This is a genomic window from Prochlorococcus sp. MIT 1201, from assembly GCF_047303415.1.
Taxonomy (GTDB): domain Bacteria; phylum Cyanobacteriota; class Cyanobacteriia; order PCC-6307; family Cyanobiaceae; genus Prochlorococcus; species Prochlorococcus marinus_D.
On record NZ_CP138947.1, the window covers coordinates 2,410,871 to 2,437,337 of the forward strand.

Consider the following 26,467-nt stretch of genomic DNA (forward strand, 5'->3'; position numbering starts at 1 on the left):
ATTAAGCGGTCGCTTCGAAACCAAGTCGTTTCACTTCAGGATGAAGCATCACTCCATGGGCCATCTGTACCCGTTGCTGAATGAGGGTGATCATTTGATTGATGTCGGCAGCCGTGGCTCCACCAATATTGACGATGAAGTTGGCGTGAATGGGTGAGACTTCAGCTCCTCCAATGCGGTGACCTTTCAGACCCAGCGCTTCGATTAGACGACCAGCTTTGAGGGGTTCTGGGTTGCGAAAGACACTTCCGCAACTAGGCAATTGATAAGGCTGTGTCGTCGTGCGATGAGTGAGGTTTTGCTGTGTGATTTGATTGAGCTCCTTGTGATCATGCCCGGGGTCTAGGCGGAATCTGGCTGAGAGCACGAGGAGTGTTTTTTCCTGCAAGAGACTTTGTCGGTAGCCGTAGTCAAGCTCTTGGCGGCTCAGTTCAAAAGGGCCCTCGCCATTGAGGTCGAGGACTTGTACAGATTCCAGCCAGTCGGCTGTGCAGCCGCCCTGGGCTCCAGCATTCATGACAGCTGCACCACCAACTGTTCCAGGAATCCCAACAGCCCATTCCAGGCCATGTAGGCCAGCCTTTGCGGCGCGTTTGGAAAGGTTGGGGATTGGTTCACCGGCCAAGGCTTCGACAATGCCAGTCTTTGGATCTAGGTCGCTCCCTTGGAGTTTGCGCATGCAAAGGCTCAGGCCCGGCAAGCCAGCGTCGTTGATCAGTAGGTTTGATCCTGCTCCGATGACTCGACAGGGCATCTTTTGTTCATAAGCCCAAGCAATCAGTGTCTGTAGTTCCTCCACGCTGCTGGGTGATGCAAACCATTCCGCAGGTCCTCCGACGCGCCAGCTCGTGAAGTTGGCAAGAGAAACCAGTGGTTGGGGCTTGATCCCCTTCACTAGGGTCAGGCTGCCAGGGAGGGTGGGCATCTCTTTGCGTTGTCAAGACATGTCAGTTGTCTCCATAGATTGTTGATATTGCCTGCACCCATGGCGAGGACTAGGTCGCCTTTGAGGCTGTGTTTTTGCACCAATAGGGTTAGCTGATTGAAGTTTTCGGCTACGGCGACTGGCAGGTTGGGGTGTTGGATTCTGATCGCTTTAGCCAGGCTCTCACTCGTTGCTCCCTGAATAGGGTTCTCTCCGGCGCTGTAAACGGGTGCTAACAGAACAGCATCCGCTTCACCGAGTGCCCTTGCGAAGTCGTAGAGAAATTCGTTTGTACGGCTGTATCGATGAGGCTGGAACACGGCCAAAATGCGTTTGGGTGGGTTCGGTAGTTGGCTACGACCACTAGTTACTATTAGGCGCGCCATTGTGAGTGTGGCGCTGACTTCGCTTGGATGGTGGGCGTAATCATCAACGATTTGGCGACCCTCCCAGGTGCCTCGGAAGTCGAAACGGCGCCCAGGAGGCTGCAGGTCAGCAAGACCTTGTTGCACGTCCTCAAAGGACAGTCCTTCGAGTCTGCAGGCTGCGATAGCTGCCATAGCGTTGCTGAGGTTGTGAAGTCCGGGCATTGGCAGTGTGATTTGCCCCATCCGTTTGCCCTGCTCGTAAATGTCCGCAATTGTTTGATCGCCATTGAGGCAAATTGGTAAAGCTGCAAAATCAACACCCTCTGAGGTTTTGACTGACCACCAAGCTGTGGCATCGAAATGCTCCTTGAGGATTGGGCAGTCGAAGTTGGCCAGCAGTCGTCGGCAACCTTGGCCGAACCGCTTCATGGTGTTGATCAGTTCATCAAGATTGGCGTAGTGGTCGGTGTGATCTAACTCCAAGTTGGTGATCACGCCGAGCGTTGCCTGAAACTTGACGAGAGATCCATCAGATTCATCAGCTTCTGCTACTAGCAGTCGTCCTTTGCCCGCATGGCCATTGCTGTCGTAGTAAGGCACGACACCACCAATCACAGCTGTTGGGTCTTGATCGGTTGTGGCCAGCAGTGTGGTGATCAGGGTGCTGGTGGTGGTTTTGCCATGGCTTCCGGCTACTGCAATAGATGGTTGTGCCTGAATCAAGGCAGCAAGGAGGTCTGAGCGATGCAAGATTTTCAATTGAGACAGCTTGGCTGCCTTGAGCTCAGGATTGCTCTTGGGAATGGCTGTGCTGATCACAACCAAAGGAAGGAGATCTACGTTGCTACAAATGGCATCGATGTTTGCGGCGCTCTGATCGCGGAAGACCCTTACTCCTTGAGCTCTCAGTTGCTCAACGGTAGTGTTTTCTCGTGAGTCGGAGCCGGAGACGATATGACCTCGATTCACCAGAATTAGAGCTAGTGCAGACATGCCGATGCCGCCAACACCTATGAAGTGGATGGGTTGCTGGCGGTTGAGCGTGCTGGTCAATGGGCAAAACCATAGGTTCAAAAGATAAGCCAGTCTTGGGCTAAAAGCCCGTCATTCTTATGTTTTGGAGAGGTCCGGCCGGGGTTGACCTTGTGCAAGGTATGGGCCGCCTCCTCATCCGGAACAGCGGAAAGTGCAACCTATTTCTGTATGATCGGCGGCCACTTCCCTTGCGGTTTCCCCGTTTTTGTTATGACTCTGCGTGTTGCGATCAATGGATTCGGCCGAATCGGTCGCAACTTCATGCGTTGTTGGCTAAGCCGTGGTGCGAATACGGGTATTGATGTGGTTGGCATCAATGTCACTTCTGACCCTAAGACCAATGCTCATCTGCTTAAGTACGATTCAATTCTTGGACAGATCAAGGATGCGGAGATCGGTTATACCGATGACACTTTTGTTATCAACGGCAAAACCATTAAGTGTTTTTCAGATCGCAACCCCTTGAATCTTCCTTGGAAGGAGTGGGGTATCGATCTTGTGATCGAGTCCACCGGGGTTTTCAATACTGATGTGGGGGCTAGTAAACACATCGAGGCTGGTGCGAAGAAAGTGATCCTCACGGCTCCAGGTAAAGGAGATGGTGTTGGCACATATGTCGTGGGCGTCAATGCTGATCAGTACCGTCACGGTGATTTCAATGTTCTCAGTAATGCCAGCTGCACAACAAATTGCCTGGCACCAATCGTGAAGGTGCTTGATCAGACCTTTGGGATCAATAAGGGCCTGATGACGACTATTCATAGCTACACCGGTGATCAGCGGATCCTCGATAACAGCCATCGTGATCTTCGCCGTGCTCGTGCGGCAGCCATGAATATTGTTCCGACCTCAACTGGCGCTGCAAAGGCTGTGGCTTTGGTTTATCCACAGATGAAGGGCAAGCTCACGGGTATTGCCATGCGTGTACCAACCCCAAACGTTTCAGCGGTCGATCTAGTTTTTGAGTCTGGTCGTTCCACGACTGCTCAAGAAGTGAATGCTGCACTCAAATCGGCTTCTCAGGGTGGCATGAAGGGAATCATTAAATATGGTGATCTTCCTTTGGTTTCTAGTGACTACGCCGGTACTAATGAATCCACCATCGTTGACGAGGATCTCACGATGACTATTGGCGACAATTTGGTGAAAGTGGTTGCTTGGTATGACAACGAGTGGGGTTATAGCCAGAGGGTTGTCGATCTCGCTGAGATTGTGGCCAAGAATTGGAAGTGATCTTTCAGAGGATTACTACTTTCTGAGCTTCTAGCTTCTTTTTGAGTTATAAACCCCTCCTATTAGCGAGGGGTTTGTTCTCTTTCTTTATTGGAAATGTTTGAAGCTTGAGAAGTTGCTCACTTCTCCTTTGCCATGCGCCCATTCCACCCGAGGTGGGCCTTGTTCCATGACACCAATGACTTGGCTTGATGGAAGAACTTGCAGCCAAGCGGTGGCCCATTTCGGTGGCAAGCTGAGAATAAGTTCAAAGTCTTCTCCGCCGTTTAGGCACCAGCTATCCCAGTGTTGGCCTATTGGCCAGTCAGGGTCTTTGGGTAGGCCTTTTGGATCAAGAATCGCCCGGCAACCGCTGCTTCTGCAAAGGCCTTGAACCGCTGCCAGAAGTCCGTCACTACTGTCGGTGCCCCCAGCTCGCCATGGAAGTTCTGCAGGTTTACAGGTTTGAAGAGCGTGGAGTGCCTTCAGGCATGGTTGAGGGTGTTGATGAGCTTCTATTGCTTTTTGTTTGAGTTTGTCTGGCAGCAGGGCTGCTTCTATCAGTGGATCTGAGCGAAGTAGGGCCAGGCCAAGGCGGCTGAGGCCATGGGGACCACTGACGACAAGAGAATCTCCAGGTTGGGCTTGGGAGCGGTGCAACCGTACTGGCCCGAGAGTGCCAAGGGCGGTGATTGCGAGTAGTCGTTGATCCCCTCGGGAACAGTCGCCGCCCAGCAAGGTCCCTCCAAACTGTTTCAATGCGGCTTCTATGCCTAAATAAACCTTCTCTACCCAGTCCCAGGGGGTCTCTGGAGGGACTACAAGTCCGACAGTGATACCCAGAATCTGATCAACGCCACTGGCTGCTAGGTCGGAAAGGTTGGCGGTTACGCAACGCCAACCAACATCTTTTGGAGTCGTGGTGTCTTCGCTGAAGTGAATGCCTTCAACCATGACATCGGTGTTAATGAGGAGTTCTCCCTCATTGGTGTGGACTTGCGCTGTGTCGTCGTCAAGTTGGCCAGCAGGAGCAAAGCGGGCTAGTCGATGCAGTAGTTCGTTTTCACCAAGTTGGGCTAGGGTTTCGCCCATACACAAGTCCTCAGGCGTGGGGCTTCAGCCGATCAGCTCCATCGACAACTTTGATGGATAAGATTTGATCACCAACTTCGAGTTTTTTAAGTAACTCGGTACCTTCAACGACATAGCCAAAGGCTGCATTGCGGCCATCCACCAAGTTGAGACCAGCTGGAGTTAATTCTGCATCATAGAGAAATAGAAAGAACTGGGAGGAACCGTCGTCTATAGCCTGGTCGGAATGAGCCCATCCGAGTGTGCCAAGGGCGGCGAATGGAAGGACTGGTGTGGCTTTGTAAAGACCGATGTCTTCAAAGGTTTGGTTGTAAAATGGAGTTGGTTCCTCTGGAATACGGATTTCTAGAGGCACTTGACGTTCTTTCTTGGTTGTTGGGTCGATGTATCCGCTTTCAGGTCCTGTGGGGTCACCGCTTTGTAGTACGTAATTGTCTTCAGCGCGTGTGAATGGCAATCCGTCATAAAAGCCTTTGAGAGCTAGGTCTACGAAGGCGCCGGCTGTTAGAGGTGCGTTGTAGCCATCAATGACAGCAGTGATGTTCCCTTTTGTGGTTTTGATCGATACAGTTGCTCTACCAAGAAGCCGTGGTAGTGAGTTGAATTCCTCAGGGATGGTGTAAGGAAAATCATTCACCAATAGCGCTTCTAGATCACCGATCTGCTTGAGACTTTCGCGACGTAGGTTGATGAAGCGATCTACGTTTTGATTACTGGCTGCATCCCCCAGGGCCTGGACCGTTTCTCCCAAGGATTCCAAAAGGGCTTCACCCTTTTCTCGAGATGCTTCTGGGATGGCTGCGAGGATGCTCTTTTTGCGGGTTATTACTAGGAACTGACTAGAAGAAGCAGCTTCGTTTAGTGCAACCCAGCGATTGCCCTTTGAAGACCCAACCACTTTGCTAGTGGCCTCAAGGGTGGCTTGCATTTGGCGGAGATCTTTTTGTTCGATTGGTAGGGCATTTCGCAGGATTGCGGCACCATCCGTCACTGCACTTCCAGCTGGCAGAGCAGCGAGAACAGGATCACCCCAATTCAGCAAAAGTACTGCGAGCACTGTGATCAGGCTGGTCAGTAGAGGAGTATTTGGCATGTGGAACTCTTCTTGTGCTGGGACTTTGGCACAGCCGTATGATCCATCTGATCCGTTCAGCGGGAATGATCTCAAGTAACGACTTCCGCACTGGCACCTCGATTGAATTAGACGGTTCTGTTTGGCGTGTAGTCGAGTTTTTGCATGTGAAACCGGGTAAGGGTTCAGCATTTGTGCGTACCAAGTTGAAGGCGGTGCAGAGCGGCAACGTGGTGGAAAAAACCTTTAGGGCTGGGGAGATGCTTCCGCAGGCCTTGCTTGAGAAGTCGACTCTTCAACACACTTATATGGAGTCCGGTGACTATGTCTTTATGGACATGTCTAGTTATGAGGAAACCAGGCTTACAGCGCAGCAGATTGGTGACAGTCGTAAATACCTCAAGGAAGGGATGGAGGTGAATGTGGTCTCATGGAACGGAAATCCTCTTGAGGTGGAGCTCCCCAATTCTGTGGTGCTTGAAATCACTGAAACTGATCCTGGTGTTAAGGGTGATACCGCTACCGGTGGCACTAAGCCCGCCATCCTTGAGACTGGGGCTCAGGTGATGGTTCCTTTGTTTCTTTCTGTGGGCGAGAAAATTAAAGTCGATACACGTAACGACAGCTACCTCGGTCGCGAGAACTAATGGCTATGCAGCTCGATCATGATCAACTGCACCAGTTGCTTGCAGCCTTGGCGGAAAGCGACATACAGGAATTTCGCCTTGAGGGAGATGATTTTCGTCTAGAGGTCAGGAGGAATATCCCTGCACCAGCAGTGGTGGCTCCGGTGATGCCATTGTCTTCGACCGTTGAGATGCCTTCACCGGCTCCAGAACCGAGAGTTGAGATGGTCGGACCTGGGACTCCGCCTCCAGCGGTACCAGGTTCAAGAACTGATTTCCTGGAGGTAACGGCACCGATGGTCGGCACGTTTTATCGTGCTCCTGGCCCTGGGGAATCCCCATTTGTAGAAGTTGGTAGTCGCATCGGTGTCGGTCAGATCGTGTGCATTTTGGAGGCCATGAAGTTGATGAATGAGTTGGAATCTGAAGTCAGTGGCGAGGTGGTTGAAATCCTTGTAGATAACGGCACGCCAGTTGAGTTCGGTCAGGTTTTGATGCGTGTTAAGCCTGGCTGATCAGCTTGATTCCGTGAGCTCCCAGGCGGCTTTTAGGGCGGCCAACATGCTGTCGGGTCTGGCACATCCCTTTCCGACAATGTCAAAGGCGGTGCCGTGATCAGGTGAGGTACGCAGAAATGGAAGCCCAAGGGTGGTGTTGACGGCCGAGTCGAAAGCCAGCAGCTTCATTGGGATTAGACCCTGATCGTGGTACAAGGCCAGGATCCCGTCTGGGGTTTGGGCGCAAGGGATGCCATGCCAAGCCTTTGCAGCTGAAAGCCAACATGTGTCGGGAGGTAAAGGACCGTCTAGTTGGATCTCAGGGTGCTCCGTTTTCCATCTTTTCAGCATTGGGATCAACCATTTCAGCTCTTCATGGCCCAGTTGGCCTTGCTCGCCAGCGTGGGGATTGAGGCCTGCGACTGCAATGGATGGATCGGTTTTGAATCTTTGGCAGAATGCCTTGAGTACGTTGAGCTTCGCTCTAACCAACTCAGGGGTAAGCACTTGTGGGACTGCTGCTAGAGGGATATGGGTTGTTGCTAGCAGAGTGTTGAACCGCCAGCCGTTATGAGGTGAGATCGCGGTGAAGAGCATGGAGGCTTGATCAGCTCCCACCAGTTCTTTAAGTCGTTCTGTTTGACCGGGATAGTGATGGCCTGCTGCATGCCAGGCCTGCTTGGCAATAGGAGCGGTAACAAGGGCGCGGGCTCGACCCTTCAAGAGGAGTTCTGTTGCCTTTGTCAACCATAGAAAGCTTGCGGCTCCACTCTGCGCTGTGGGGTATCCAGGCTGAAGTGTGCTCTGCAGGGGTAGATCTTTGATATCGAGGTTCTTTGGATTGGCTAGGGGAGAGATTCCTTGAGCTTGTAATTGGGCATAGGTCAGTTCTAGGCTTTTTCGACAGCCAACCAGCTGGGGATGCAGCTTTGATGGCAAGCTTGGTGAAGCGAGGGCCTTTAGGGTGACCTCCATCCCGATGCCAGCGGGATCGCCGATGGCGATAACGATAAGTTGATTAGCGTCAAAGCCTTCAGAAGGCATAGCCATGATGCGCTGGTTGCTGCTTGGTTTGCTGTTGTTTGGTCTTGGTACCGGGTTGCGGAATGGTTGGTTGGTGGTGCATTGGAGTCAGTTTTTGCGCGATGCCGGGTTGACATTTATCGATCCAGAGAAGCCCTTCAATTGGAACGAGTTCATTCTTGGTGGTCCGGATCGGGAACGTTCAACAACTAAGGAAAATTCGTCTGTGAGACCTTGAAACCTTCTGCCAGATAACAGTCTCTAAGGCCGGATTGATAGTTGGGATGCATCAGGGAATAGCCAAGCTCGCGGCATAAGAGCTGATTGCTGACCCTGCGATTCTCTTGCCAGAAGGAGAGTGCCATGGGATTCATCTGTGCAGCGGCAACTGCAAATGGCTCAATTTCGGGTAGGGACTTTCCAAGTAGTTGGGCGGCGAACCCGAGTACGTCTGTATAAGCTGTTGGCATGTCATCGGTGACGTTGATCACGATGGGTCGCTGTCCATCAGCAGCACATTGGATTAGGTGCATGATGGCGCCTGCGATGTCATCGACATGAATTCTTGAAAACACCTGGTTGGGCTTATGGATCATTCTGCTTTGACCTGTGTTGACGCTTTTAAGCACTGAGCGGCCTGGTCCGTAGATGCCAGGCAGTCGCAAAATCTGCAGGGGTAATCCCGAAGCTTGCCAGGCCTCTTCACAGGCCAATCTTCGTTTGCTCCGAGCTTGTTGAGGCTGAGGATGATCGATTTCTGTGACCCAGCGTCCTTGGCGATCTCCGTAAACCCCTGTGGTGGAGAGATAGCCAACCCATTGCAATGGCAACGCTTTGAGCTGGTCGCCCAAGCATGTCAGTACTGGATCTTTCCCATCGGCTGCTGGCGGTATGCAGCTGAGTAAATGCGTGACTCCTTCTAGAACTTTCGTGGCTGGCAACAGCTTGGTGGCACTATCAAATGCGATGTCTGCGCCTGGGCTGTTGATGTCTCTGCGGCTGCAGATAGCAGTGCTGCCAAGTGCTCTCGCCAGAGCCACTAGATGCTGGCCACTGAATCCTCCACCGAGAACCAGCAACTTTGAGCCGGTGGGGAGAGGCGGACTCCGCTTGACAAGCTCTGCGAGCATGAGTACAAATGTATTATATTCTGGGTTTGGTCATGGCGAGCTCCTATTTGCGCGCTTCCGCGATTTCAGTGTCCATGCTGCCGCGTCGGGCATGTCCAAGGATCGTTCAAGGTCGGCAGATCAGTTCGGCTTTTCATTTTGTCTTGCCTTTGGCTTTGTTGACAGGTGCGATGCTTCTGGCTCCGGAGCAACCTGAGCAGCAGGCTTCTATTTGCCAAAGACATCATCCTGTGGTGGCCTGTCAGGTCTGGTGAGATTGGCTTAGGCCAGCTGGGGCATCCATTCTTCATCTTCGCTGATAACAGGAGCTTCTCTATGGTTGGGTTGGGTCCATTGAAGCAACCTTAAAGCCAGTCTGAGATCGCCATCCATCCAGGCGCGGATGGCCATTGCGCGTCGCGGATCATAGAAGCGTTGGCGTCTATACCACTCGAAGGCATGGGCATCTGATTTGTGACCGTTACAGGAGAGACAGGCCGGAACGCAGTTTTGAGTAATACTTAAGCCTCCACGACTGCGAGGCAAAATATGGTCAATTGATTCAGAAGTTTTACCGCAATAGATACAACTTTGAGCCGTATAGTTGTGAAGGGATTTCCTCCATCTTCGGACACGTAACTTGGGGCAGAGATCTTCGAGGAAAACCGCGTCCCTATTGTGCATCCCAGTTCCTCGGTTTTGTGCAGTTTGCCGCGAATGCTCTTTGAGTCAATGTGTCTAAATATCTATTTTGGTTTGCTTTGCTCTGTTTTTTACAGTGGTTGCTTTCGCTCTTGCTAGTAAGGCAATGGGGCGTAAATTAGGTGTTCATTGAGCAGTGAAGCTCACGCCTAAATCGTCTGCCAGCTGTTATTTGGGTCTGACTGCGGCGGGTTTGGTCAAGGTGGCGTTCCCTTTCGATGCGGTGACTCAGGCTCAGCTTCTCAAAGTGAGGCCTCGTGGAATTTGGCGTGGTGCTCGCCAGGGCTGGGAATTTCCTTTGGTTGCGGCTCAACATTTGCAGAGGCAGTTTGGTTCACGTTTTTTGGTGCAGGACGACTTGGCTCAGTGGCTGAGTTGGTTCGAACAGCCTTTGCCACCGATGCCGCCCCATCGTGATCTCGTGAGCTATGCAGACTTTGAGGTTGCTTTGACAGATGGTCGTAGACCTCTTCCTCATCAGTGCTCTGGAGCCCGTTGGTTGTTAGCGCGGCGCGGTGCAGTCTTGGCTGATGAAATGGGTCTTGGGAAGACTCTTACCTCTCTTTTGGCGGCTCGCGCCATGGTGAGATGTGCTGATGTACGGGTCATGGTGGTGGCGCCTGTGGGTCTTCATGACCACTGGCGCACCGAAGCTGCCAGTCTTGATTTGCAGGTGTGCATCCATAGCTGGGCTCGTCTGCCTAGGGAATTGCCGGCGGCGGGAACGCTTCTGTTGGTGGATGAAGCGCATTTCGGCCAGTCCATCAAGTCAAGACGAACTCAGGCTCTTTTAAGGCTTGCGCGGCATCCGCGTTTAAGGGCTATTTGGTTACTCACCGGGACGCCGATGAAAAATGGTCGTCCTGATCAGCTTTATCCACTGCTGGCTGCCATTGATCATCCTTTGGCTCGAGATCAACGTAAGTTTGAAGAGCGTTTTTGTCAGGGTCACTGGCGAGATCAAGGTGGACAGCGACGCTGGCATGCACGTGGTGCGAGTGATCTCGATGCTCTAGGGAAGCTCACACGGCCATTGGTTCTGCATCGACGCAAGCAGACTTTGCTTGGCTTGCCCCCAAAACGTCGTCAAGAGCATCGGGTTGTCCTTACAGAGCCAGAGTCTCGTGGTTTTGACCATCGTCTAGCTCTTGTCACTGACAACTATCGCCATCGTGTTCAGCAGGGCTTGGTGCGTTCAGATGCGGAATCGCTGGCGGTGCTTACGGCTTTGCGTCAGATCGCAGCGGAGTTCAAGTTGCCAGCAGTGGAGACTGTTGTAGCAGCACTTCTTGCTGAGGGGCAAGCCGTTGTCCTTTTCAGCAGTTTTGTTGGTCCTTTGTTGCTTTTGCAGCAACGCTTAGGGGGTGAGTTGTTAACTGGTCGTCAGCGTCCAGGGCAACGTCAGGAAGCTGTGCATCGTTTTCAATCAGGGAAGAGTTCCCTTTTGTTGGCAACCTATGCAGTAGGCGGGCTTGGTTACACCTTGCATCGCGCCAGGCATGTGGTTTTGCTTGAACGTCACTGGACACCTGGTGATGTGGATCAGGCTGAGGATCGTTGCCATCGATTGGGGATGGATGGCGGACTCACGAGTCACTGGTTCCAACTGGGTTTTGCAGATCAGCTGGTGGATGCTCTGATAGCAAGTAAGGCTGAGCGGATTGAGGTATTGCTTGGTTCTCGTCGTGTTGGACTCAAGCGTCAGCCTTTGCCAGTCATGTTGAGATGTTGCATGCAGGAGTCTTTACGCACGGTTAGTTCGTGACGCACCATCGGATCAGCTGATGCTCCTTGTTGATTCAGAAGCTGTAAGCCTTTGGAGACATCTTGACAAGCCAAATTTGTTTGGCCAAGCAGGGTGTAGATCAGGGACCGGTCGTTGAGTGGTTCAGGGTCATTTTGATGTTGGCTCACTACGCTATTGCAGCGCAGTAGGGCTTGGTCGAGTTCTTTGAGGTCAAGATTTTCCAAGCAAGCTTGGGACGAGATATTCGAGTCAGCAGATGGATTGTTTGGTGCTGAGCGACTGTTGCAGCTCAGACCGGAAAGCAGCAACCCGCTCAGAAATAGTTTGGCAAGGAAACGAAGGAATCTAATAACTGTAGTGCTGCTCATGATCTGTGCTTGAAGGAGTGGTGGTGTTGGTATTGCCAGAGCTATAGGAGTCGATGACAGTCTCATCACCACTTTCTTGATCAGCTACTGATAAAGAGTTTTTGGTATTTCCGAAGAGATCGCCAAGGTATTGACCGCAGTTTGGGTAACTGCTGGGTTCGTTGACCACTGCTTCAGTAATTAATACAGCAGCATGATTTGGTGAGGTCTTGAAAAGGCTATTTCCCTGGCGTTTGATCAGGGCATAAGAGGCAGTCCAGCTCACCTCATGGTTATTGCCATGACTACGCATGAAGCAGTAGACCTGGGCTCCTTTGCTTGCGGTGTCAGTTGTTGCTGACTGGGCAGCTGTGGCAGAAAGACTGATTCCCACAAGGCCAAGCAGTGTGAGTGAAAGGGCAACTCGATTTCGATTCATCGCTTGCAAGTCAACACAGTATTGATCAACGTATCGATTGAAACAGTCCTGTCCAGGTTTAATCAGGAATCAATTAGTCCTAATGGGGCCAATAGCTTCACCAGAAGGGGTAGTACCAAAAGTACGGTAATTAATCTCACAGCATGCAGGGTGGCGACTGCAGCACCGACGCCGAATTCCGCACCTACCAGACTCATGCCACTGATGCCTCCTGGGGCAGCGCCGAGGAGTGAAACAACAGGGTCAATACCTAGTAATCGACTGCTCCAAAGACCGATCACGATCCCAGTAAGTACAAGGGTCAGAGTGATCAGTAGGGCTGGTTTCCAGAGGCTTTGCAGCTCCCCTAGGGAGCTTTTGGTTAGGCCAGTACCGATCACCGTGCCGATGGCGATTTCAATTGCTGTGCGTGTGCCTGAGGGCCATTCAGCAACATCAAGGCGACCGCTCATGCTTACGAGCCCTGCACCTAAAAGAGCACCTGCAAGGGGTGCTGCTGGAATACCAGTGCGCAAGGTCAGCAGACCCAATGCTGTTCCTGCCATGAGATAAATCAGTAACGTTGCCAGAGAAGGCATGAGATCGATTTGAAACAGTACAGATACTTTGAGCGCAAATGATTCTCCTCACCATCTGCCTAATGACTTGAGCCTTTATTCCTCATGTGTTGTCATCTGGACAAAGTATTTTTTGTGGCTATGTCCTCGTCAGTTTCTTTTCGAATTACTCGTACTGCAGAAGACCTGGTTCAGACGATCACTGCTTTATCGCAGAGGCTCGTTAAATTGGAGCAGCGTCAGGAGGCTTTGGAGTTTCAGTTGAGACAGCAGAGCGAATCTCAGAGGATTCCCGCAGAGGAAATGGAGATGCTCGATGGGGTTGAGCAGCTCTTAAAAGAGTGCCAGGAAATGCTTGATAGTTCTGATCAAGCTGAGGATCAAGCCCGAGAAGAACCTCAGGCTTGGTCAGGGGAACCAGACACTCTTGCGGCATGAGGGTGGCATCGGGTGCACAATAAAAAGAAAGGCATCCATGGCTTTAACCATTTCTGCCTCTGGCCAAGCTGGTGTTACCAGCTCAGTAATTTCACCGTTAGCGAGATCTTCTATCAGACTTCAGGTCTTCCATGAGGGGGGGCATCAGCTCGAGAAGCTTGAATTTGCATTGGCTGTTGCCGAAACACGTGGTGACAAGACTCGTGCGTCAGTCTTAAGAGCTCAGATCGAAACTATGGGAGGCAACATTGAGGAGCCAGGAACCTGATTTAACCCCCTTATATTTTCTATACATATCAATTGGCTGACTTGGGCAACAACATTTGCTGTTTTGATGCTCGATATTGCTTGTACTAGACAATTCGCGTTAAACTTTCAATCAAGGGGTTCAGCTGAGCAGTCTTGACGTCTACTTTTTTGAAAACAACAGCGGGCATGAATTCCGCTTCTATTCAACGCGAGGTTTACTTGAAGGCTGCGAGTGGTTTTTTTGACCGAGCTTCTGCACAGGCTGAAGCGGGAGATTTTCAGGCTGCTGGCAGTTTGATTCTTAAGGCATTAGATCAGGAGCGTCGTGCAGGAGTGGTTGGCCCACAAGTTCTTCAATTAATCAAGCCCAGATCATGAATTGGTATTGAATAATGAATGCTTTGAAGCCTATTTTTAATTAGATAGGTTTTTGGTTTGTTAACTATGAATGAGTATTCTATGAACTTTGATTAATCCTTTGATAAGCGGGTGACCGGATTCGAACCGGCGACGTTCAGCTTGGGAAGCTGACATTCTACCACTGAATTACACCCGCATTTTATCAGTTTAGATCAGCTTTAGTTCGTTTTGTTGGCGAGCACTGTTATCTCAGAATTGCTGCTGCTGCAGCCAGGCCATCTCCCATGTTGCCTTTATGCAAGCCAAGAGATTGCAAGGTGGATTCGATGGCAGCTATGGCAGTGAGGATATCTCTATCACATATGAATCCAAGATGGCCGATACGGAAGACCTTTCCTTTTAGATGATCCTGTCCTCCTGCTAGCAGGATGTCGAATTTCTCTTTGACAGTTTTGCGCAGTTGCTCTGCATCAATTCCCTCAGGTGCGACTGCGGTGATCGCTGGGCTGCCGTGTCCTTCAGCTGCATACAGGGGCAGGCAGATGGCCTTCATGCCGGCCTGAGCGGCTGCGCGATGGCGTGCATGACGGTCAAAGATGGCTTCTAGGCCTTCTGACTGCATCATTCCCAGCGCAGATTCCAGTGCGAAGTAGAGATTCACAGCAGGGGTGAATGGATTGCTGTCTTGAGCGGCAGTTTTTCGGTAAGGCCCTAGATCGAGATAAAACTTCGGTAGATCCGATTGTTGATGCGCTTGCCAGGCTCGTTCACTCATGGCCACGAAGCTGAGCCCTGGAGGCATCATGTATCCCTTTTGGGAACCGGAGGCAACCACATCTAGACCCCAAGAGTCCATGGGGACATTGCAGGCTCCAAGGCTTGTCACGCAATCAGCGATGGTTAGTGCTTTGCCGTGAGTGCGGACATATTTGCTGATGGTTTCAAGGTCGTTAATGACCCCGGTTGAGGTTTCCGAGTGGGTGAGGATTACGGCTTTGATTGTTTTGCCATTGTCTGCTTCCAGTGCTCTTTTGAAGGCTTCTGGGTCTAACGGTTGTCCCCAGTCTGCTTTTATCACTTGTACGTCCAGGCCGTAGGTCTTAGCCAGCTTTACCCAGCGCTGTCCAAACTTGCCGTTGTCGCCGCAGAGGACCTTGTCGCCGTAGCTGAGGGTATTTATGATTCCTGCTTCCATCGCAGCGGTGCCGCTGCCAGTGATGACTAGAACATCTGCTTTGGTCTGATGTAGCCAGCGCAGCTGCTCGGTGGTATGTCTAACGACGGCTTGAAACTCTCCACTGCGATGGCCGATGGGGTGGCGACCCATGGCTTTGAGTACTGTTTCGGGAACAGGTGTAGGACCCGGGATCATCAGAGTGAGTTTGTCCTGCACGGCCTAAGGCTTAGTAATGAACCATCCTAAAAAATACCTAAGCAAGGGTTGTTATCGATCACGCCGATGCTGATTCAAGGGGGTTGACGCTCCCGGTTTGGGTCGCGGCTGCGGCCCGAGCTGCTACCGAAGCTTTGCTTGGTAGGCCTTTCAGTGGTTTTCAGTTGCTTGAATTGCCTGATCGCGACGAACCTTTTGCTGTGTCAGTGACCTCTGCAGCGGTTTTGGCTGGAGGTGAACAGGCTTTGGCAATCAGCCATTGCGATCCAGGTCCAGGTTTGGATCTCACAAGAGGTTTGGAGATTTGGGTGTGTGTTCAGTGGCAGGAGTTTGTTGATGATGATGAGTTGAATGTTCATCCAGAGGCCTGGCTTAATCTTGTGGCAGGCAAAGGTGTTGGCACGCTGGGGTCCGGTGGAGAGGCGTGTGTGTCTCGATTTGCACGCGAGCTTTTGAGTCGTAATTTGTACCCGCTGGTGCCTTCGGGTCGAGGGCTGCAGTTGGAAGTTGTGTTGCCTAGGGGTAGAGATTTGGCAGCACGTACCAGTAATGCAGCTTTTGGGGTTGTGGATGGCTTGGCCTTGATTGGTACCCAGGCGGATGTGCAGGTCAGCGCCTCTCCTGATCAGTTGCAGCAGACCATTGAGCAACTACGTCGGCAAAGTGCCGCTTCAGATTTTTGTGGAGCAATGACTTTGGTGATTGGTGAGAATGGTCTTGATCTAGCTCGACAGTTGGGGTTGGCTGCTCAGCCGCTCCTCAAGATTGGCAATTGGTTGGGGCCTGTCATTGTGGCCGCGGCAGAGGCTGGGGTGGAGCAATTGTTGTTGTTGGGGTATCACGGCAAGTTGGTGAAGTTGGCAGGGGGGATTTTTCATACTCATCACCATCTGGCAGATGGTCGTTTGGAGGTGCTTGCGGCCATGGCTGTGCGTGAAGGATTGCCGTTGGATCTGATCCGGCAACTTGGCCAGGCTGATTCCATGGAGGCAGCCTTGAAGATGCTGGAAGCTCAAGATCCAGAGCTGGTACGCAAGCTTTGGTATCGGCTGGCAGCAACAGTGGAGCATCGCAGCGCTGCCTACCTTGCACGTTATGGCTCATGGTCGATAGCTATTGGGGCAGCTCTTTTCGACCGTCAGCGACGGTTGCGCTGGGCTGGTCCCCAAGGGTCTCAACAGTTGGCTGTCTTGGGAGTGACCCCTGAGGATTCACCGATAAGCCTTTCTCTACCCTGAACGTTCTGTTGGTTGACTCCAGAGGAGTTTTTTCGCTGATATGTCCAATTCCCAGTCTGAAGGTCAGAGCCAGCCGGCAATTGTCATTCTCGATTTTGGCTCTCAGTATTCAGAGCTGATTGCCCGTCGGGTGCGAGAAACAGAGGTCTACTCATTGGTGATGAGCTATTGCACCTCAGCGGATGAGCTTCGCCAGCTTGCCCCGAAGGGCATCATTTTGAGTGGCGGACCTAGCTCTGTGTATGCCGAGAGAGCGCCGCTTTGTGATCCGAACATTTGGGATTTGGGTATTCCTGTGCTTGGTGTTTGTTACGGCATGCAGCTAATGGTGCAGCAGCTGGGTGGTCGGGTGGAGGCTGCTATTGGCAAGGCTGAATACGGTAAGGCGCCCTTGCAGGTCGAGGACCCTAGGGACCTTCTCACCAATGTTGAAAGTGGCTCCACGATGTGGATGAGCCATGGTGATGTGGTGAGGGATTTGCCTGAGGGGTTTGTTCGGCTTGCTCATACAGCCAATACTCCTGATGCGGCGGTTGCTGATCACAATCGTCAGTTTTATGGCGTTCAGTTTCACCCTGAGGTGGTGCATTCAAGCCACGGAATTGCTCTGATTCGAAACTTCGTTTACCACATTTGTGGTTGTGAGCCGAATTGGACGACTACTGCATTTATTGAAGAATCGATTGCTCAGGTGCAGGCTCAGGTGGGTCAGAAAAGGGTCTTGCTTGCTTTGTCTGGAGGAGTTGATTCCTCAACACTGGCTTTTCTATTAAAAAAGGCCATTGGAGATCAGCTCACGTGCATGTTTATTGATCAGGGGTTTATGCGTAAAGGTGAGCCTGAGTTTTTGATGAATTTCTTTGATCGTAAGTTTAATATTAATGTTGAATACATCAATGCAAGACAACGGTTTATTTCTAAGTTGAATGGCATTGTTGATCCGGAAGAGAAACGTAAAATTATTGGTACCGAATTCATTCGAGTATTTGAAGAAGAGAGTGCTAGACTTGGTCCATTCGATTACCTCGCCCAGGGGACTCTGTATCCAGATGTGATTGAGAGTGCTGGAAGTAACGTTGATCGAAAGACCGGAGAGCGGGTGGCCGTGAAGATCAAGAGCCACCACAATGTAGGCGGTCTTCCCAAAGATTTGCAGTTCAAATTGGTTGAGCCGCTTAGGCGATTGTTTAAGGATGAAGTGCGAAAGGTAGGCCGTGCTTTGGGGCTGCCTGAAGAGATTGTCCGCCGCCATCCTTTTCCTGGGCCAGGCCTGGCGATTCGTATCCTTGATGAAGTTACCGATGAAAAGCTCAATTGCTTACGCGATGCTGATTTAATCGTGCGAGAGGAAATCCGTGATGCGGGTTTATATCACGACATATGGCAGGCCTTTGCTGTGTTGCTGCCCGTGCGCTCTGTAGGGGTAATGGGGGATAAACGCACCTATGCCTGGCCGATTGTGCTGCGATGTGTCTCCAGTGAGGACGGCATGACAGCGGATTGGTCGCGTTTGCCGTATGAACTTTTGGAGCGTATCTCCAATCGAATTGTCAATGAAGTGAGAGGTGTCAACCGTGTTGTGCTTGACATCACCAGCAAGCCTCCTGGAACGATTGAGTGGGAATAGTTTAGGTATTAAATTTCTTTTTTTAACTCTACATTGTGGCTTCACGTTTTATTGGAGGTGATGCAAAATTATATGTTCTGGCGCCAGTTTTAAGAGCCCTGCAATTTTATTTGGATTGAGAATATATGCATCTTGGCTTTTGATAAGCTTACATTTTTCTTGTCAACTGTCGTTCGAATCAGTTTATTTCATGTTGCCAATGATCAACTTTGGCTTTTGCTTATTTGGTAATTATTGTCGATGTGTTGATGGTGGCAAACATTCACGATCTTTGTAGCGTCGAATCTTCTTCTTCAATGCTCTCTGCTCTGACTTGGCTGCATGAGCTCCAATCGTCTTCGAGAATGCTCTGCATCACTCAATATTTTTGATTCGCACCCTTGAAGTGAAAGTCGATTCTGTTGAGGTGATGAGGGACTGGTGAAGCTCAGAATGACTAGATAGCCTGGGCCACTGGCCTAGAGACTTTTGACCGTCGCCCAACAGCAGGACATACAGCTAGACCGCCGTTTGCAACAGGACAGCATTCAGTTTGCGGGTAAGACCGTTTATATCAACCCTTTCCTGTACTGGCGAAGGTTTGACAGCAACACCGATCGTTGGTTAAGGGAGCCTGGTCAGTTGGGTGAAGACCAGATCAGCCTCAATCGAGGTCGCTTTTACCCTGAGCTTGATTGGGCCCTGTTGGATGAGAGCCAAAGGGATATCAAGGATGCTGCTGTTGAGATGTTCCTTAAAAGTTTGGAGCTGATCGGCACTTTTCACCCTGAACTTACAGCTGGCCAGTTGCTTGAGGTCGAGCGCAAGATGGCGGTCACAAAGAAGCAGTCGTTTGAGCGCTGGGTCGAGAAGTCGTTTCGCAGGCGTTGCAAACAAGAGTCTCGTGAGCGCAAGCGCTTTGCTCGTGAGCGTTTTTGGCGGTCTTGGAGTGAATGGTTCAGCTTGGAGACAACACATCATGCTGTGGGACCAATGGTGGCGTTATTGGTTTTGGCAGGTTTTGGGGGCTGGTCGATAGGAATGTCTCAAACGTCTTGCCCAACACTTTTGATCCCTTCCGAGCAAACTGTTGTTAGGTAGACCTTTGAGGCTTGCATGGCCGACGATTCGTTCGACAGCCTTCGCCTTTCCCTGATGCAGGATGCTCTTCCTGTGGGTTTGGCGATGGTTGATCGGGTACGTCGTGGTGGAGCGAGAAAAATGGTGGAAGCTTTTACGGGCTCAAGTGATCCCCTCCAGGAGCTTCGTGTTGAAGGAGAAGCTGCTGCTAGATCCGTACGTGATCGATTAGATCAGGTCAGCCCAGGGCTGGGTAATCCTGTGATGGCAGTGAATGTGGCCGTTGATGATGTCGTTGTGAATTCCCCAGACCCTCAGGATCAGCAGATTTTGCTGGAGGTGCTGGCCAGGATTGAGGGAAGGCTTGATGCTCTTCAGCTTCACCTGCAGAAAGATGTTGGCGATTTTTCGCCAACATCAGGCGTGGAAGAAAGCTGACGTTGATGAGTGGATCGCGGCCTTTGGGAGGAGCCAATCAGCGGCACAGTGGTTTAGGCCAGCAGCCCAAGGTCTTTCTTGCTCTGGTGCTTTTGTTTAGTGGTGCCATGGTGGCGCGGTTGATCTGGTTACAGCTTTTGGAAGGGGCTCGATACCGAGAGTTGGCAGATGAAAATCGGATTCGCTTGGTACCCCGCTCACCGATTCGTGGTCGGCTGCTCGATCGTCAAGGCCGTGTACTTGCCTCAAGCAAGCTGAGCTACAACCTTTATTTGCAGCCTCGATTGGTTAGTGATGTTAATTGGCCTGGGCTTCGTGACAGTCTTTCTCAGTTGCTCAATCTTCCTAAGCAGGATTTAGATCAACGCAGGCGACAGGGGGTTGGCACGGATGGCTATCGCATCACTTTGGCAACTGATTTGAAACCTGAGCAGGTGCTGCGTTTTCGAGAGCAGGCTCGCAGTTTTGAAGCGGCCCAGGTCGATGTGGATGTACTACGTCACTACCCGCACGGCACTTTGGCCGCCCATGTCTTGGGTTATACCCAGCCAATTACTGAAAAAGAGTTTAAGACTCTCGCTGATCAGGGTTATGAGATTAGAGATCGCATTGGCCGAATTGGAGTGGAGGCGGCCTATGAGCCTCATTTACGAGGGAAGTGGGGTGGTCAGATGCTTGAAGTCAACGCTATGGGAGAGGTGCAGCGCAGTCTTGGTGACAAGCCTTCACAGGCGGGTAAAGACCTCCTCCTCACACTGGACCTTGATTTGCAGTTGGCTGCTGAAAAGGCTCTTGAAGATAAGCCTGGCGGTGCAGTTGTAGCACTCGACCCTCGTAACGGTGCTATTCGCGCCATGGCTAGTCGCCCTGCCTTTGATCCCAATTTTTTCTCAAAATTGTTCACCACGCAGAAGGAGTACGACAAGCTTTTTGCTTCGTCGAGCAAGCCATTGCTCAGTCGGGCTATGAATGCCTATGACCCGGGGAGTACTTGGAAACCTGTTACAAGTATGGCGGGCATGGAGAGTGGCAAGTTTCTGCCTGATGTGCGTTTAAAGACGGCGGCATGCATCACTTATGGGGGGCATTGCTTCCCTGACCACAACGGTGTCGGATTTGGCACGATCGGGTATGAGGATGCGCTGCGCTTTTCCAGCAATACCTTCTTTTATCAGGTGGGAGTGGGTGTGGGTTCTAAGGCGCTTTATGAGGCCGCCATCAAGCTTGGTTTCGATGCCCGCACTGGGATTGAGATTGGCTATGAGGAGAGCAAGGGCTTGGTGGGCCATCAGGCCTGGGCGGCTAAAGGTCGGGGTTGGGCTGAAGCTGGAACGACTCCTTGGATTCCCGAGGACATGGCCAGCGCCTCGATTGGTCAATCTGTGGTTCAGATCACTCCTTTGCAACTTGCTCGTGCTTATGCAGTATTCGCCAATGGGGGTTTTTTGGTCACTCCTCATCTGGCTGATGGTGCGATCGACTGGACTTCATCACAGCGACGCATCAAGGTCGATATCAAGCCATCCACATTGGCGACGATTCGGCGTGGTTTGCGAAAGGTTGTGCAGGATGGGACTGGTTCAGGTCTCAATTTGCCCAACTTTCCGCAAGTGGCTGGCAAGACGGGCACTGCTGAGGACAGTACCGGTGGCTCTGATCACGCATGGTTTGCATGTTTTGCGCCATATCAGTCAGCAGAAATCGTCGTTGTTGCTTTTGCCCAGAACACTCCTGGGGGAGGTTCGGTCCATGCATTGCCTATGGCACGGCAGGTGCTTCAGGCTTGGAATCGCACACGCTCTAGTTGAACACACTGACTCTCAGAACACACTGATGTTTGTTCTCAGGCGGCCAGGTTGAGGGGTTGGCCGAGGATTGTTCTGTAGTAGCTCCGCAGTTGTTGCGTGGCACTGGCCCATCCCCAGCGTTCGGCTTCTTGACGGGCTGCTTTGCGCAGACCTTGACGCTCGAGATCGTTGCCGAGCAGTCGTCGGGTTGCATTGATCAGGCTGGTGGACCCTCCATCCACTCCATCCGGCTCGTAGAGACAGCCGTTGACTCCATCGGTAATGATGTCTGGAATTCCGCCACGATTGGCTCCTACTACAGGACAACCTGCTGCCATTGCTTCCAGTAAAACGAGCCCAAGGGTTTCGGTGCTTGAGGGGAATAGAAAGGCATCCCCGCTTGCATATGCACTGGCTAGTTCCTCCCCTTCGAGATAGCCCACAAATGTTGTAGCAGTGCCTTCAAATGCTTTTTCCAGTTGCTGGCGGTGAGGTCCATCGCCTACTAGGGCCAATCGTGCCTCGGGTATGCGATCGAGAACAGGTTTGATGCGTTCGATTTGCTTTTCGGCGGAGAGCCGCCCTACGTAGAGAAGCAGGGCACCTTGATCGTCGTTTGTGTTCAAAAGGCGTAAGCGCATGGTTTCGTTGCGCAGTTCCGGTCGAAAGAGTTCGGTATCCACGCCGCGTTGCCACAGGGCTGTGTTTTGGATCCCTTTCTCGCTCAATTCAGCCACCATTGCTGTTGAGGTGCAGAGATTGAGTATTGCTTGATTGTGGGCTGCCTTGAGAAGTTCCCAGAGCAAGGGTTCCAGCATGCCCATGCCGTAATGCTCTAGGTATTTCGGGAGGTGGGTGTGGTAGCTAGCTATTAGCGGGATTCCGTTGGTTTTGGCGAGCCAAATTCCCCCAAGGCCTAGTACAGCTGGATTGACAACGTGTACGAGATCGGGTTCGAAGGTTTCTAGGGCTTCGGCAACGGCTGGTCTGGGCAGGGCAAGCTTCAGTTCCGGATAGAGCGGCAGTGGCATGGCTGGCACTCCTATCAATTCGGCTCCCATGTATTCGCTAGGACAGCCTTCCGGGCAGAACACCATCACTTCATCACCGGCTTCAACCAGGTGCTGCACCGTTTTGGTGAGTCTTGTCACGATTCCATCCACTTTTGGGAGGAAGGTCTCTGTGAAAAAGGCGATCTTCACTGGTTCAGCGGGTGGTGTGGGCAGGCTGTTTAGGAGGGGTTCTTGATGGCCTCCGCCTGGGTCGAAGTCCAGGCCGATACACATGGGATACGACTGCGGTCGCAGCGGTCTGCCCAGCGTTTTGCCACATCGACTACTTCAGCAAGTAGGCCATCGTCGAGGGTGGTTGGTTTGAGTCCAAGTTCGATGAAGCAGCGGTTATCCACAATCAGATCATTTTCCACTGCTTCGTTGCGTGGGTTTGGAAGATGGTTTAGTTCGGCGCCGGTTAGGGCAGCTACCTTCTTGGCAAGTTCACCCACTTGGTGGCTCTCGGTCATTTGGTTGAAAATCTTGACTCGTTCGCCTTTAGCCGGTGGGTTTTCAAGAGCCAGTTGTACGCACTTCACAGAATCGCAGATGTGGATGAAGGCACGGGTTTGACCTCCTGTTCCATGGACAGTGAGCGGATAACCGATTGCTGCCTGCATCAGGAAGCGGTTGAGAACTGTGCCGTAGTCACCGTCGTAATCAAAGCGGTTGGTTAGTCGTGGATCCCTAGCGGTTGCTTCAGTGTTGGTACCCCAGACGATGCCTTGGTGAAGGTCGGTGATCCTGATTTGGTCATTCTTGTTGTAGTAGAGGAAAAGCAGTTGATCGAGCGTCTTGGTCATGTGATAGACGCTTCCAGGGCTGGCTGGGTGAAGAATTTCTTCCTCGAAACGGCTGCCATCAGGCTGGGGCACTTCCACTTTGAGGTATCCCTCAGGAATGGTGGCTCCGCGGTGCGAGCCGTAGCCGTACACCCCCATCGTTCCCAGGTGCACGATGTGGATGTCTAGGCCGCTTTCAACGATGGCGGCGAGCAGATTGTGAGTGCCGTTGACGTTGTTATCGACGGTATAGCGTTTGGTGGAGCTGCTCTTCATCGAGTAGGGAGCTGCACGCTGCTCGGCAAAGTGAACCACCGCATCGGGTCGTTCAGTTTTGAGCATTGTCACCAATCGGTCGTACTGATGGGCGATGTCTAGGTGCTCAAAACGAATTGGCTTGCCTCCGATTTCTCGCCAGGCCTTAAGGCGGTCACCAATGCTGGTGATTGGTGTCAGTGACTCGACTTCAAGATCAATATCGATCTTGCGGCGGCTGAGATTGTCGACGATCAATACGTCGTGACCCCTATCAGCAAGGTTCACTGCACAAGGCCATCCGCAGAAGCCGTCGCCGCCGAGAACGAAAACTTTCAACTCAAACTCCTGCAGGAACGAGCAATTCGCTCAGTCAGGGCAAGCTACTACAAGGTTTTTCAGCTGATGGCGATCCTGACGATGATTAGGGATGTCACAAGCAGGGCTCCACCGATGAGGAGCAGGCGAGTGTTGGCGTTGCTGCTGCCTTTTTCAGCTATCACTTCCATACGGGGTTCTCTTGCAAAGGCGTTGAGTCGACCACCCTCTTCTTCGGTGACTTGCATGTAACACTTACAACTCGGCGGACCCTATGGACAGGATTGCTTGCAGGAACTTTTCCGTTACGTTCCTTCATAATTGTTTAGTCTTGGCTTCCGTAATAATCCCTGTTGTCGGTGAGCTTGGCGAGGCTGCGGCGCGTTCGGGTAGGCGACCTGATCTGTAAGCCTGCCTACCGGCCTGAATTGCCCAGCGCATTGCTTCGGCCATGGTGATTGGATCACCGGCTAAGGCAATTGCGCTGTTCACCAGCACTGCGTCGGCACCCATTTCCAAGGCCTGTGCAGCTTCACTGGGGACACCGATGCCAGCATCCACAACGACTGGCACTCGGGCGTTTTCAATGATTAGGGAGATGTTGGCGGCATTCCTCAGACCTTGAGCTGATCCAATCGGTGAGCCCAGTGGCATGACCGTCGCACAGCCCACCTCTTCAAGGCGCTTAGCCAAGAGGGGATCGGCATTGATGTATGGCAAGACCTCGAAGCCTTCTTTTACCAATTGTTCAGCGGCCTCAAGGGTGCCGAAAGGGTCAGGTAGGAGGTGGCGGCTGTCGGGGATGACTTCGAGCTTGACGAACTTGTTGTCCTCCTGGCCTGCCAGTTTGGCGAGTTCGCGGCCGAGTCGGGCTACACGAATGGCTTCCTCTGCAGTTGCACAGCCAGCGGTGTTGGGCAGCATCCATATTTTTGACCAGTCGATGGCTTCTATCAGGCCGGCGTGGCCTGATGCCATTGTCTGTACCCGGCGGACTGCAACCGTCACCATTTCGCATCCTGAAGAGCGCAGACTCTCTTGCATCACTTTTAGGCTTGGGTACTTCCCTGTGCCTGCAAAAAGTCGGCTGTGGAAGTTGCGTTTGCCGATTGTGAGTAGGTCAGGTGAGGAGTGCGTCAGAACCATTGGCGCTGTTGAGGTTGTTGGAACGTCATCGCGGAGTGTCCCGGTTGAGCTGATTGGCCTTAGCTTGTGCCCATCATCATGTTTTTCCATGCCCATCCTGCTCGCCATGGATCTCTCGATTGACAGTCAGGTTCCCTTCGAGCTCACTATGCCCTTGGATTCCTCTCAATTGGCTGTGCCGCTGGTTGTGGAGGGCTCTGTTCAGAGATTTGATCCGGTAGCGCGCGCCGTTGATCTTGCTGAGACAATGCCACGCCAGTGGTGTGGCTCTTACAAGTCTTTTGGAGATGGCTCCAATGTTGATGTGAACTTGGATCTGTCCAAGCTCACACCGATTGGCCAGATCATTGATCTGCGTGGAGAGATGCGTCTTGGCAGCGTTACAACTCCTGTGCAGGGAAACTTGAATGCCAAGTCAGATCAGCTGGAGTTGTTACCCCTTTCAGATCAGTTGATACCTGGAGTGGAGCCAGGTGGTTTTTTTATCGGCCTTCAGGAGTTAACAATGGTGGGTTGGCAGGCACCTCGTCTTACCAATACGGGCGGCATTCTCGACTTAAACAGCTCCTGTTCAGTACAGGCATCAGAAGCCGTATCAGAACCCTTGCCCATCCGCGGGCTCTGGTGAGTTTGTTGGTTGTGTTTTTGCCAATCGCTTGAGGTTTTTGCGCGCTGTCTTGTTCTTGGGATCCAGGCTGAGCACCTTTTGATACAGCTCGTAGGCCTCAGCATCTTGCTCAAGGCGCTCTTTAGCAAAGGCAAGGTTGTTGAGTGCTACGGGGTAGTCAGCCTTGGCTTTTAGGGCTGACTGGTAGTGACTAACTGCAGATGAATAGTCTGTTTGAGCCGCGAGTGCAAACCCAAGGGCATTTTCGATCAGAGCTTTGGCTTCATCTGGTTCACCAGTCAGTTGCTTCAAGGCCTTGCGAAGGGATGCTATGGCCTGGGGATAGAGCCTTTTACGCAGCTGTACAGATGCCAGTTCATAGAGTTTGGATGCCTCTTTGGAAGAGCCCGCTCCACTTTTTTCAAGTCGGATCAGTGCTCGTTCGTCGCGTTGAGTCTTGAAAACTTGACTGCCCACGATGACAGCCACGATTGCGAGCAAACCGATTAGGCCAATTAGGTAGGTTTGCGTTTCTGGCAGGAAGGCGCTCATGGTTGAGGGGCAGTTCTTAGTGATGAGTTGGCATTTGCAGTCAAATCGAGGAAGTAGTCGAATTGACTTTGAACTTTTAACATCTGCTTTTCTGGTTGAAAAACCATTTTCCCAATGGCTCAAAGAGTTTGCGCTGCAGGTTCATCGATATTGAGTTAGGCACTTGCGGGAAATTTGCGCTTCGTTAGAGATCAGCACTGAGGGGTTAGAGGCTTCCAACCATCTTTTCAAAGTAGCTCCCACCATTTGATGGTTTGATATCTTCTCAGACGAGAACGAGTCTTTGCTGGACTAGCAGATTAGGTATAGGACGTTCTGCGTGCATCAGCACGTCAGATTCATTGCTCTCGAGCATGAGAGAGACGTAGCGGAGGGTCTTAGTCCTGCTTGTGTGTTTTGGACCCATCGCTGCAAA

31 protein-coding genes and 1 tRNA gene are annotated in these 26,467 nt (G+C 51.8%); 15 read left to right on the top strand and 17 right to left on the bottom strand.

Annotated features, from left to right (window positions below):
- Window position 1: 1 nt before the first annotated feature.
- Window positions 2-925, bottom strand: a complete 924-nt coding sequence (gene murB, locus SIB41_RS11635) for a UDP-N-acetylmuramate dehydrogenase (protein WP_413359136.1) — start codon at window positions 923-925, stop codon at window positions 2-4.
- Complete coding sequence (gene murC, locus SIB41_RS11640) at window positions 901-2,367, bottom strand: UDP-N-acetylmuramate--L-alanine ligase (RefSeq protein ID WP_413359139.1); 1,467 nt, start codon at window positions 2,365-2,367, stop codon at window positions 901-903. The genes murB and murC overlap by 25 nt, the downstream gene beginning before the upstream one ends.
- A 171-nt stretch (window positions 2,368-2,538) precedes the next feature.
- Between murC and gap the strand changes: the two genes are divergently transcribed.
- Window positions 2,539-3,561, top strand: coding sequence for a type I glyceraldehyde-3-phosphate dehydrogenase (gap, locus tag SIB41_RS11645; protein WP_063420881.1), 1,023 nt, complete (start codon window positions 2,539-2,541; stop codon window positions 3,559-3,561).
- Between the two features lie 87 nt (window positions 3,562-3,648).
- Here gap and thiL read toward each other — a convergent pair whose 3' ends face one another.
- Together thiL and SIB41_RS11655 are read right to left on the bottom strand one after the other, a co-directional pair.
- Window positions 3,649-4,632 (bottom strand): thiamine-phosphate kinase, encoded by a 984-nt coding sequence (thiL, locus tag SIB41_RS11650; protein WP_413359142.1) that lies wholly within the window; start codon window positions 4,630-4,632, stop codon window positions 3,649-3,651.
- Between the two features lie 10 nt (window positions 4,633-4,642).
- Window positions 4,643-5,725, bottom strand: coding sequence for a peptidylprolyl isomerase (locus SIB41_RS11655; RefSeq protein ID WP_413359145.1), 1,083 nt, complete (start codon window positions 5,723-5,725; stop codon window positions 4,643-4,645).
- A 65-nt stretch (window positions 5,726-5,790) separates the two neighbouring features.
- Here SIB41_RS11655 and efp point away from each other — a divergent pair, with 65 nt between their 5' ends.
- On the top strand, window positions 5,791-6,351 hold the full coding sequence (gene efp, locus SIB41_RS11660) for an elongation factor P (RefSeq protein WP_011129410.1): 561 nt from the start codon (window positions 5,791-5,793) through the stop codon (window positions 6,349-6,351).
- On the top strand, window positions 6,351-6,845 hold the full coding sequence (accB, locus tag SIB41_RS11665) for an acetyl-CoA carboxylase biotin carboxyl carrier protein (protein ID WP_011129411.1): 495 nt from the start codon (window positions 6,351-6,353) through the stop codon (window positions 6,843-6,845). The genes efp and accB overlap by 1 nt, the downstream gene beginning before the upstream one ends.
- Here accB and pdxA read toward each other — a convergent pair whose 3' ends face one another.
- Window positions 6,846-7,877, bottom strand: coding sequence for a 4-hydroxythreonine-4-phosphate dehydrogenase PdxA (gene pdxA / locus SIB41_RS11670; RefSeq protein ID WP_413359147.1), 1,032 nt, complete (start codon window positions 7,875-7,877; stop codon window positions 6,846-6,848).
- On the opposite strand from pdxA, the gene SIB41_RS11675 reads away from it, so the two are divergent.
- Window positions 7,876-8,088 (top strand): hypothetical protein, encoded by a 213-nt coding sequence (locus SIB41_RS11675; protein WP_041384227.1) that lies wholly within the window; start codon window positions 7,876-7,878, stop codon window positions 8,086-8,088. The genes pdxA and SIB41_RS11675 overlap by 2 nt on opposite strands.
- On the opposite strand, the gene SIB41_RS11680 is transcribed toward SIB41_RS11675, so the two are convergent.
- Complete coding sequence (locus SIB41_RS11680) at window positions 8,060-8,980, bottom strand: SDR family oxidoreductase (protein WP_413359149.1); 921 nt, start codon at window positions 8,978-8,980, stop codon at window positions 8,060-8,062. The two genes, SIB41_RS11675 and SIB41_RS11680, sit on opposite strands and share 29 nt — an antisense overlap.
- 32 nt (window positions 8,981-9,012) lie before the next feature.
- On the opposite strand from SIB41_RS11680, the gene SIB41_RS11685 reads away from it, so the two are divergent.
- Window positions 9,013-9,234 (top strand): hypothetical protein, encoded by a 222-nt coding sequence (locus SIB41_RS11685; RefSeq protein WP_063416241.1) that lies wholly within the window; start codon window positions 9,013-9,015, stop codon window positions 9,232-9,234.
- 7 nt (window positions 9,235-9,241) lie between these two features.
- Here SIB41_RS11685 and SIB41_RS11690 read toward each other — a convergent pair whose 3' ends face one another.
- Window positions 9,242-9,643 carry an HNH endonuclease gene (locus SIB41_RS11690; RefSeq protein WP_063420792.1) on the bottom strand — a complete coding sequence of 134 codons (402 nt, stop codon included), beginning with the start codon at window positions 9,641-9,643 and terminating at the stop codon, window positions 9,242-9,244.
- Between the two features lie 154 nt (window positions 9,644-9,797).
- Between SIB41_RS11690 and SIB41_RS11695 the strand changes: the two genes are divergently transcribed.
- Window positions 9,798-11,426: an SNF2-related protein gene (locus tag SIB41_RS11695; protein ID WP_413359153.1), complete on the top strand. Its 1,629-nt coding sequence runs from the start codon at window positions 9,798-9,800 to the stop codon at window positions 11,424-11,426.
- Here the strand turns inward: SIB41_RS11695 and SIB41_RS11700 are convergent.
- From SIB41_RS11700 to SIB41_RS11710, 3 genes are all read right to left on the bottom strand, one after another.
- Complete coding sequence (locus tag SIB41_RS11700; RefSeq protein WP_413359155.1) at window positions 11,363-11,776, bottom strand: hypothetical protein; 414 nt, start codon at window positions 11,774-11,776, stop codon at window positions 11,363-11,365. The two genes, SIB41_RS11695 and SIB41_RS11700, sit on opposite strands and share 64 nt — an antisense overlap.
- Window positions 11,754-12,194, bottom strand: coding sequence for a DUF6554 family protein (locus SIB41_RS11705; protein WP_063420794.1), 441 nt, complete (start codon window positions 12,192-12,194; stop codon window positions 11,754-11,756). Before SIB41_RS11705 ends, SIB41_RS11700 begins: the two co-directional genes overlap by 23 nt.
- A 62-nt stretch (window positions 12,195-12,256) precedes the next feature.
- The gene (locus SIB41_RS11710; protein WP_011824729.1) at window positions 12,257-12,772 is read right to left on the bottom strand and encodes an AbrB family transcriptional regulator; all 516 of its coding nucleotides are present in this window, start codon (window positions 12,770-12,772) and stop codon (window positions 12,257-12,259) included.
- Window positions 12,773-12,892: 120 nt separating this feature from the next.
- On the opposite strand from SIB41_RS11710, the gene SIB41_RS11715 reads away from it, so the two are divergent.
- From SIB41_RS11715 to SIB41_RS11725, 3 genes are all read left to right on the top strand, one after another.
- Entirely contained in the window at window positions 12,893-13,189 is a 297-nt protein-coding gene (locus SIB41_RS11715; protein WP_413359157.1) for a LysR family transcriptional regulator, read from the top strand.
- A gap of 37 nt (window positions 13,190-13,226) precedes the next feature.
- Window positions 13,227-13,457 carry a hypothetical protein gene (locus SIB41_RS11720; protein ID WP_413359159.1) on the top strand — a complete coding sequence of 77 codons (231 nt, stop codon included), beginning with the start codon at window positions 13,227-13,229 and terminating at the stop codon, window positions 13,455-13,457.
- Window positions 13,458-13,624: 167 nt separating this feature from the next.
- Complete coding sequence (locus tag SIB41_RS11725) at window positions 13,625-13,816, top strand: hypothetical protein (RefSeq protein WP_063420884.1); 192 nt, start codon at window positions 13,625-13,627, stop codon at window positions 13,814-13,816.
- A 106-nt stretch (window positions 13,817-13,922) separates the two neighbouring features.
- Here the strand turns inward: SIB41_RS11725 and SIB41_RS11730 are convergent.
- Window positions 13,923-13,994, bottom strand: a tRNA-Gly gene (locus SIB41_RS11730).
- A 48-nt stretch (window positions 13,995-14,042) separates the two neighbouring features.
- Window positions 14,043-15,191, bottom strand: a complete 1,149-nt coding sequence (locus SIB41_RS11735) for a pyridoxal-phosphate-dependent aminotransferase family protein (protein ID WP_413359161.1) — start codon at window positions 15,189-15,191, stop codon at window positions 14,043-14,045.
- Between the two features lie 83 nt (window positions 15,192-15,274).
- On the opposite strand from SIB41_RS11735, the gene cbiD reads away from it, so the two are divergent.
- The 5 genes from cbiD to mrdA all read left to right on the top strand — a co-directional run bounded on the left by cbiD (window position 15,275) and on the right by mrdA (window position 21,361).
- Window positions 15,275-16,429, top strand: coding sequence for a cobalt-precorrin-5B (C(1))-methyltransferase CbiD (cbiD, locus tag SIB41_RS11740; protein WP_413359163.1), 1,155 nt, complete (start codon window positions 15,275-15,277; stop codon window positions 16,427-16,429).
- A gap of 40 nt (window positions 16,430-16,469) precedes the next feature.
- The gene (gene guaA / locus SIB41_RS11745; protein WP_413359166.1) at window positions 16,470-18,056 is read left to right on the top strand and encodes a glutamine-hydrolyzing GMP synthase; all 1,587 of its coding nucleotides are present in this window, start codon (window positions 16,470-16,472) and stop codon (window positions 18,054-18,056) included.
- Window positions 18,057-18,524: 468 nt separating this feature from the next.
- Complete coding sequence (locus SIB41_RS11750; protein ID WP_063420800.1) at window positions 18,525-19,136, top strand: hypothetical protein; 612 nt, start codon at window positions 18,525-18,527, stop codon at window positions 19,134-19,136.
- A gap of 15 nt (window positions 19,137-19,151) precedes the next feature.
- Window positions 19,152-19,553 (top strand): hypothetical protein, encoded by a 402-nt coding sequence (locus tag SIB41_RS11755; RefSeq protein ID WP_063420801.1) that lies wholly within the window; start codon window positions 19,152-19,154, stop codon window positions 19,551-19,553.
- A gap of 5 nt (window positions 19,554-19,558) precedes the next feature.
- Entirely contained in the window at window positions 19,559-21,361 is a 1,803-nt protein-coding gene (gene mrdA / locus SIB41_RS11760; protein WP_413359169.1) for a penicillin-binding protein 2, read from the top strand.
- Between the two features lie 35 nt (window positions 21,362-21,396).
- Here the strand turns inward: mrdA and SIB41_RS11765 are convergent, their stop codons facing one another.
- The 4 genes from SIB41_RS11765 to SIB41_RS11780 all read right to left on the bottom strand — a co-directional run bounded on the left by SIB41_RS11765 (window position 21,397) and on the right by SIB41_RS11780 (window position 24,893).
- On the bottom strand, window positions 21,397-22,542 hold the full coding sequence (locus tag SIB41_RS11765) for a glycosyltransferase family 4 protein (RefSeq protein WP_041384827.1): 1,146 nt from the start codon (window positions 22,540-22,542) through the stop codon (window positions 21,397-21,399).
- Window positions 22,543-22,571: 29 nt separating this feature from the next.
- Complete coding sequence (locus tag SIB41_RS11770) at window positions 22,572-23,768, bottom strand: NAD-dependent epimerase/dehydratase family protein (RefSeq protein WP_413359172.1); 1,197 nt, start codon at window positions 23,766-23,768, stop codon at window positions 22,572-22,574.
- Window positions 23,769-23,827: 59 nt separating this feature from the next.
- Complete coding sequence (psb34, locus tag SIB41_RS11775) at window positions 23,828-23,995, bottom strand: photosystem II assembly protein Psb34 (protein WP_011129430.1); 168 nt, start codon at window positions 23,993-23,995, stop codon at window positions 23,828-23,830.
- 67 nt (window positions 23,996-24,062) lie between these two features.
- Complete coding sequence (locus SIB41_RS11780; protein ID WP_413361549.1) at window positions 24,063-24,893, bottom strand: thiazole synthase; 831 nt, start codon at window positions 24,891-24,893, stop codon at window positions 24,063-24,065.
- Window positions 24,894-24,981: 88 nt separating this feature from the next.
- Between SIB41_RS11780 and SIB41_RS11785 the strand changes: the two genes are divergently transcribed.
- Window positions 24,982-25,521, top strand: coding sequence for a hypothetical protein (locus tag SIB41_RS11785; RefSeq protein WP_413359174.1), 540 nt, complete (start codon window positions 24,982-24,984; stop codon window positions 25,519-25,521).
- On the opposite strand, the gene SIB41_RS11790 is transcribed toward SIB41_RS11785, so the two are convergent.
- Entirely contained in the window at window positions 25,489-26,052 is a 564-nt protein-coding gene (locus tag SIB41_RS11790) for a tetratricopeptide repeat protein (protein WP_063404293.1), read from the bottom strand. The genes SIB41_RS11785 and SIB41_RS11790 overlap by 33 nt on opposite strands.
- Window positions 26,053-26,467: the final 415 nt, after the last annotated feature.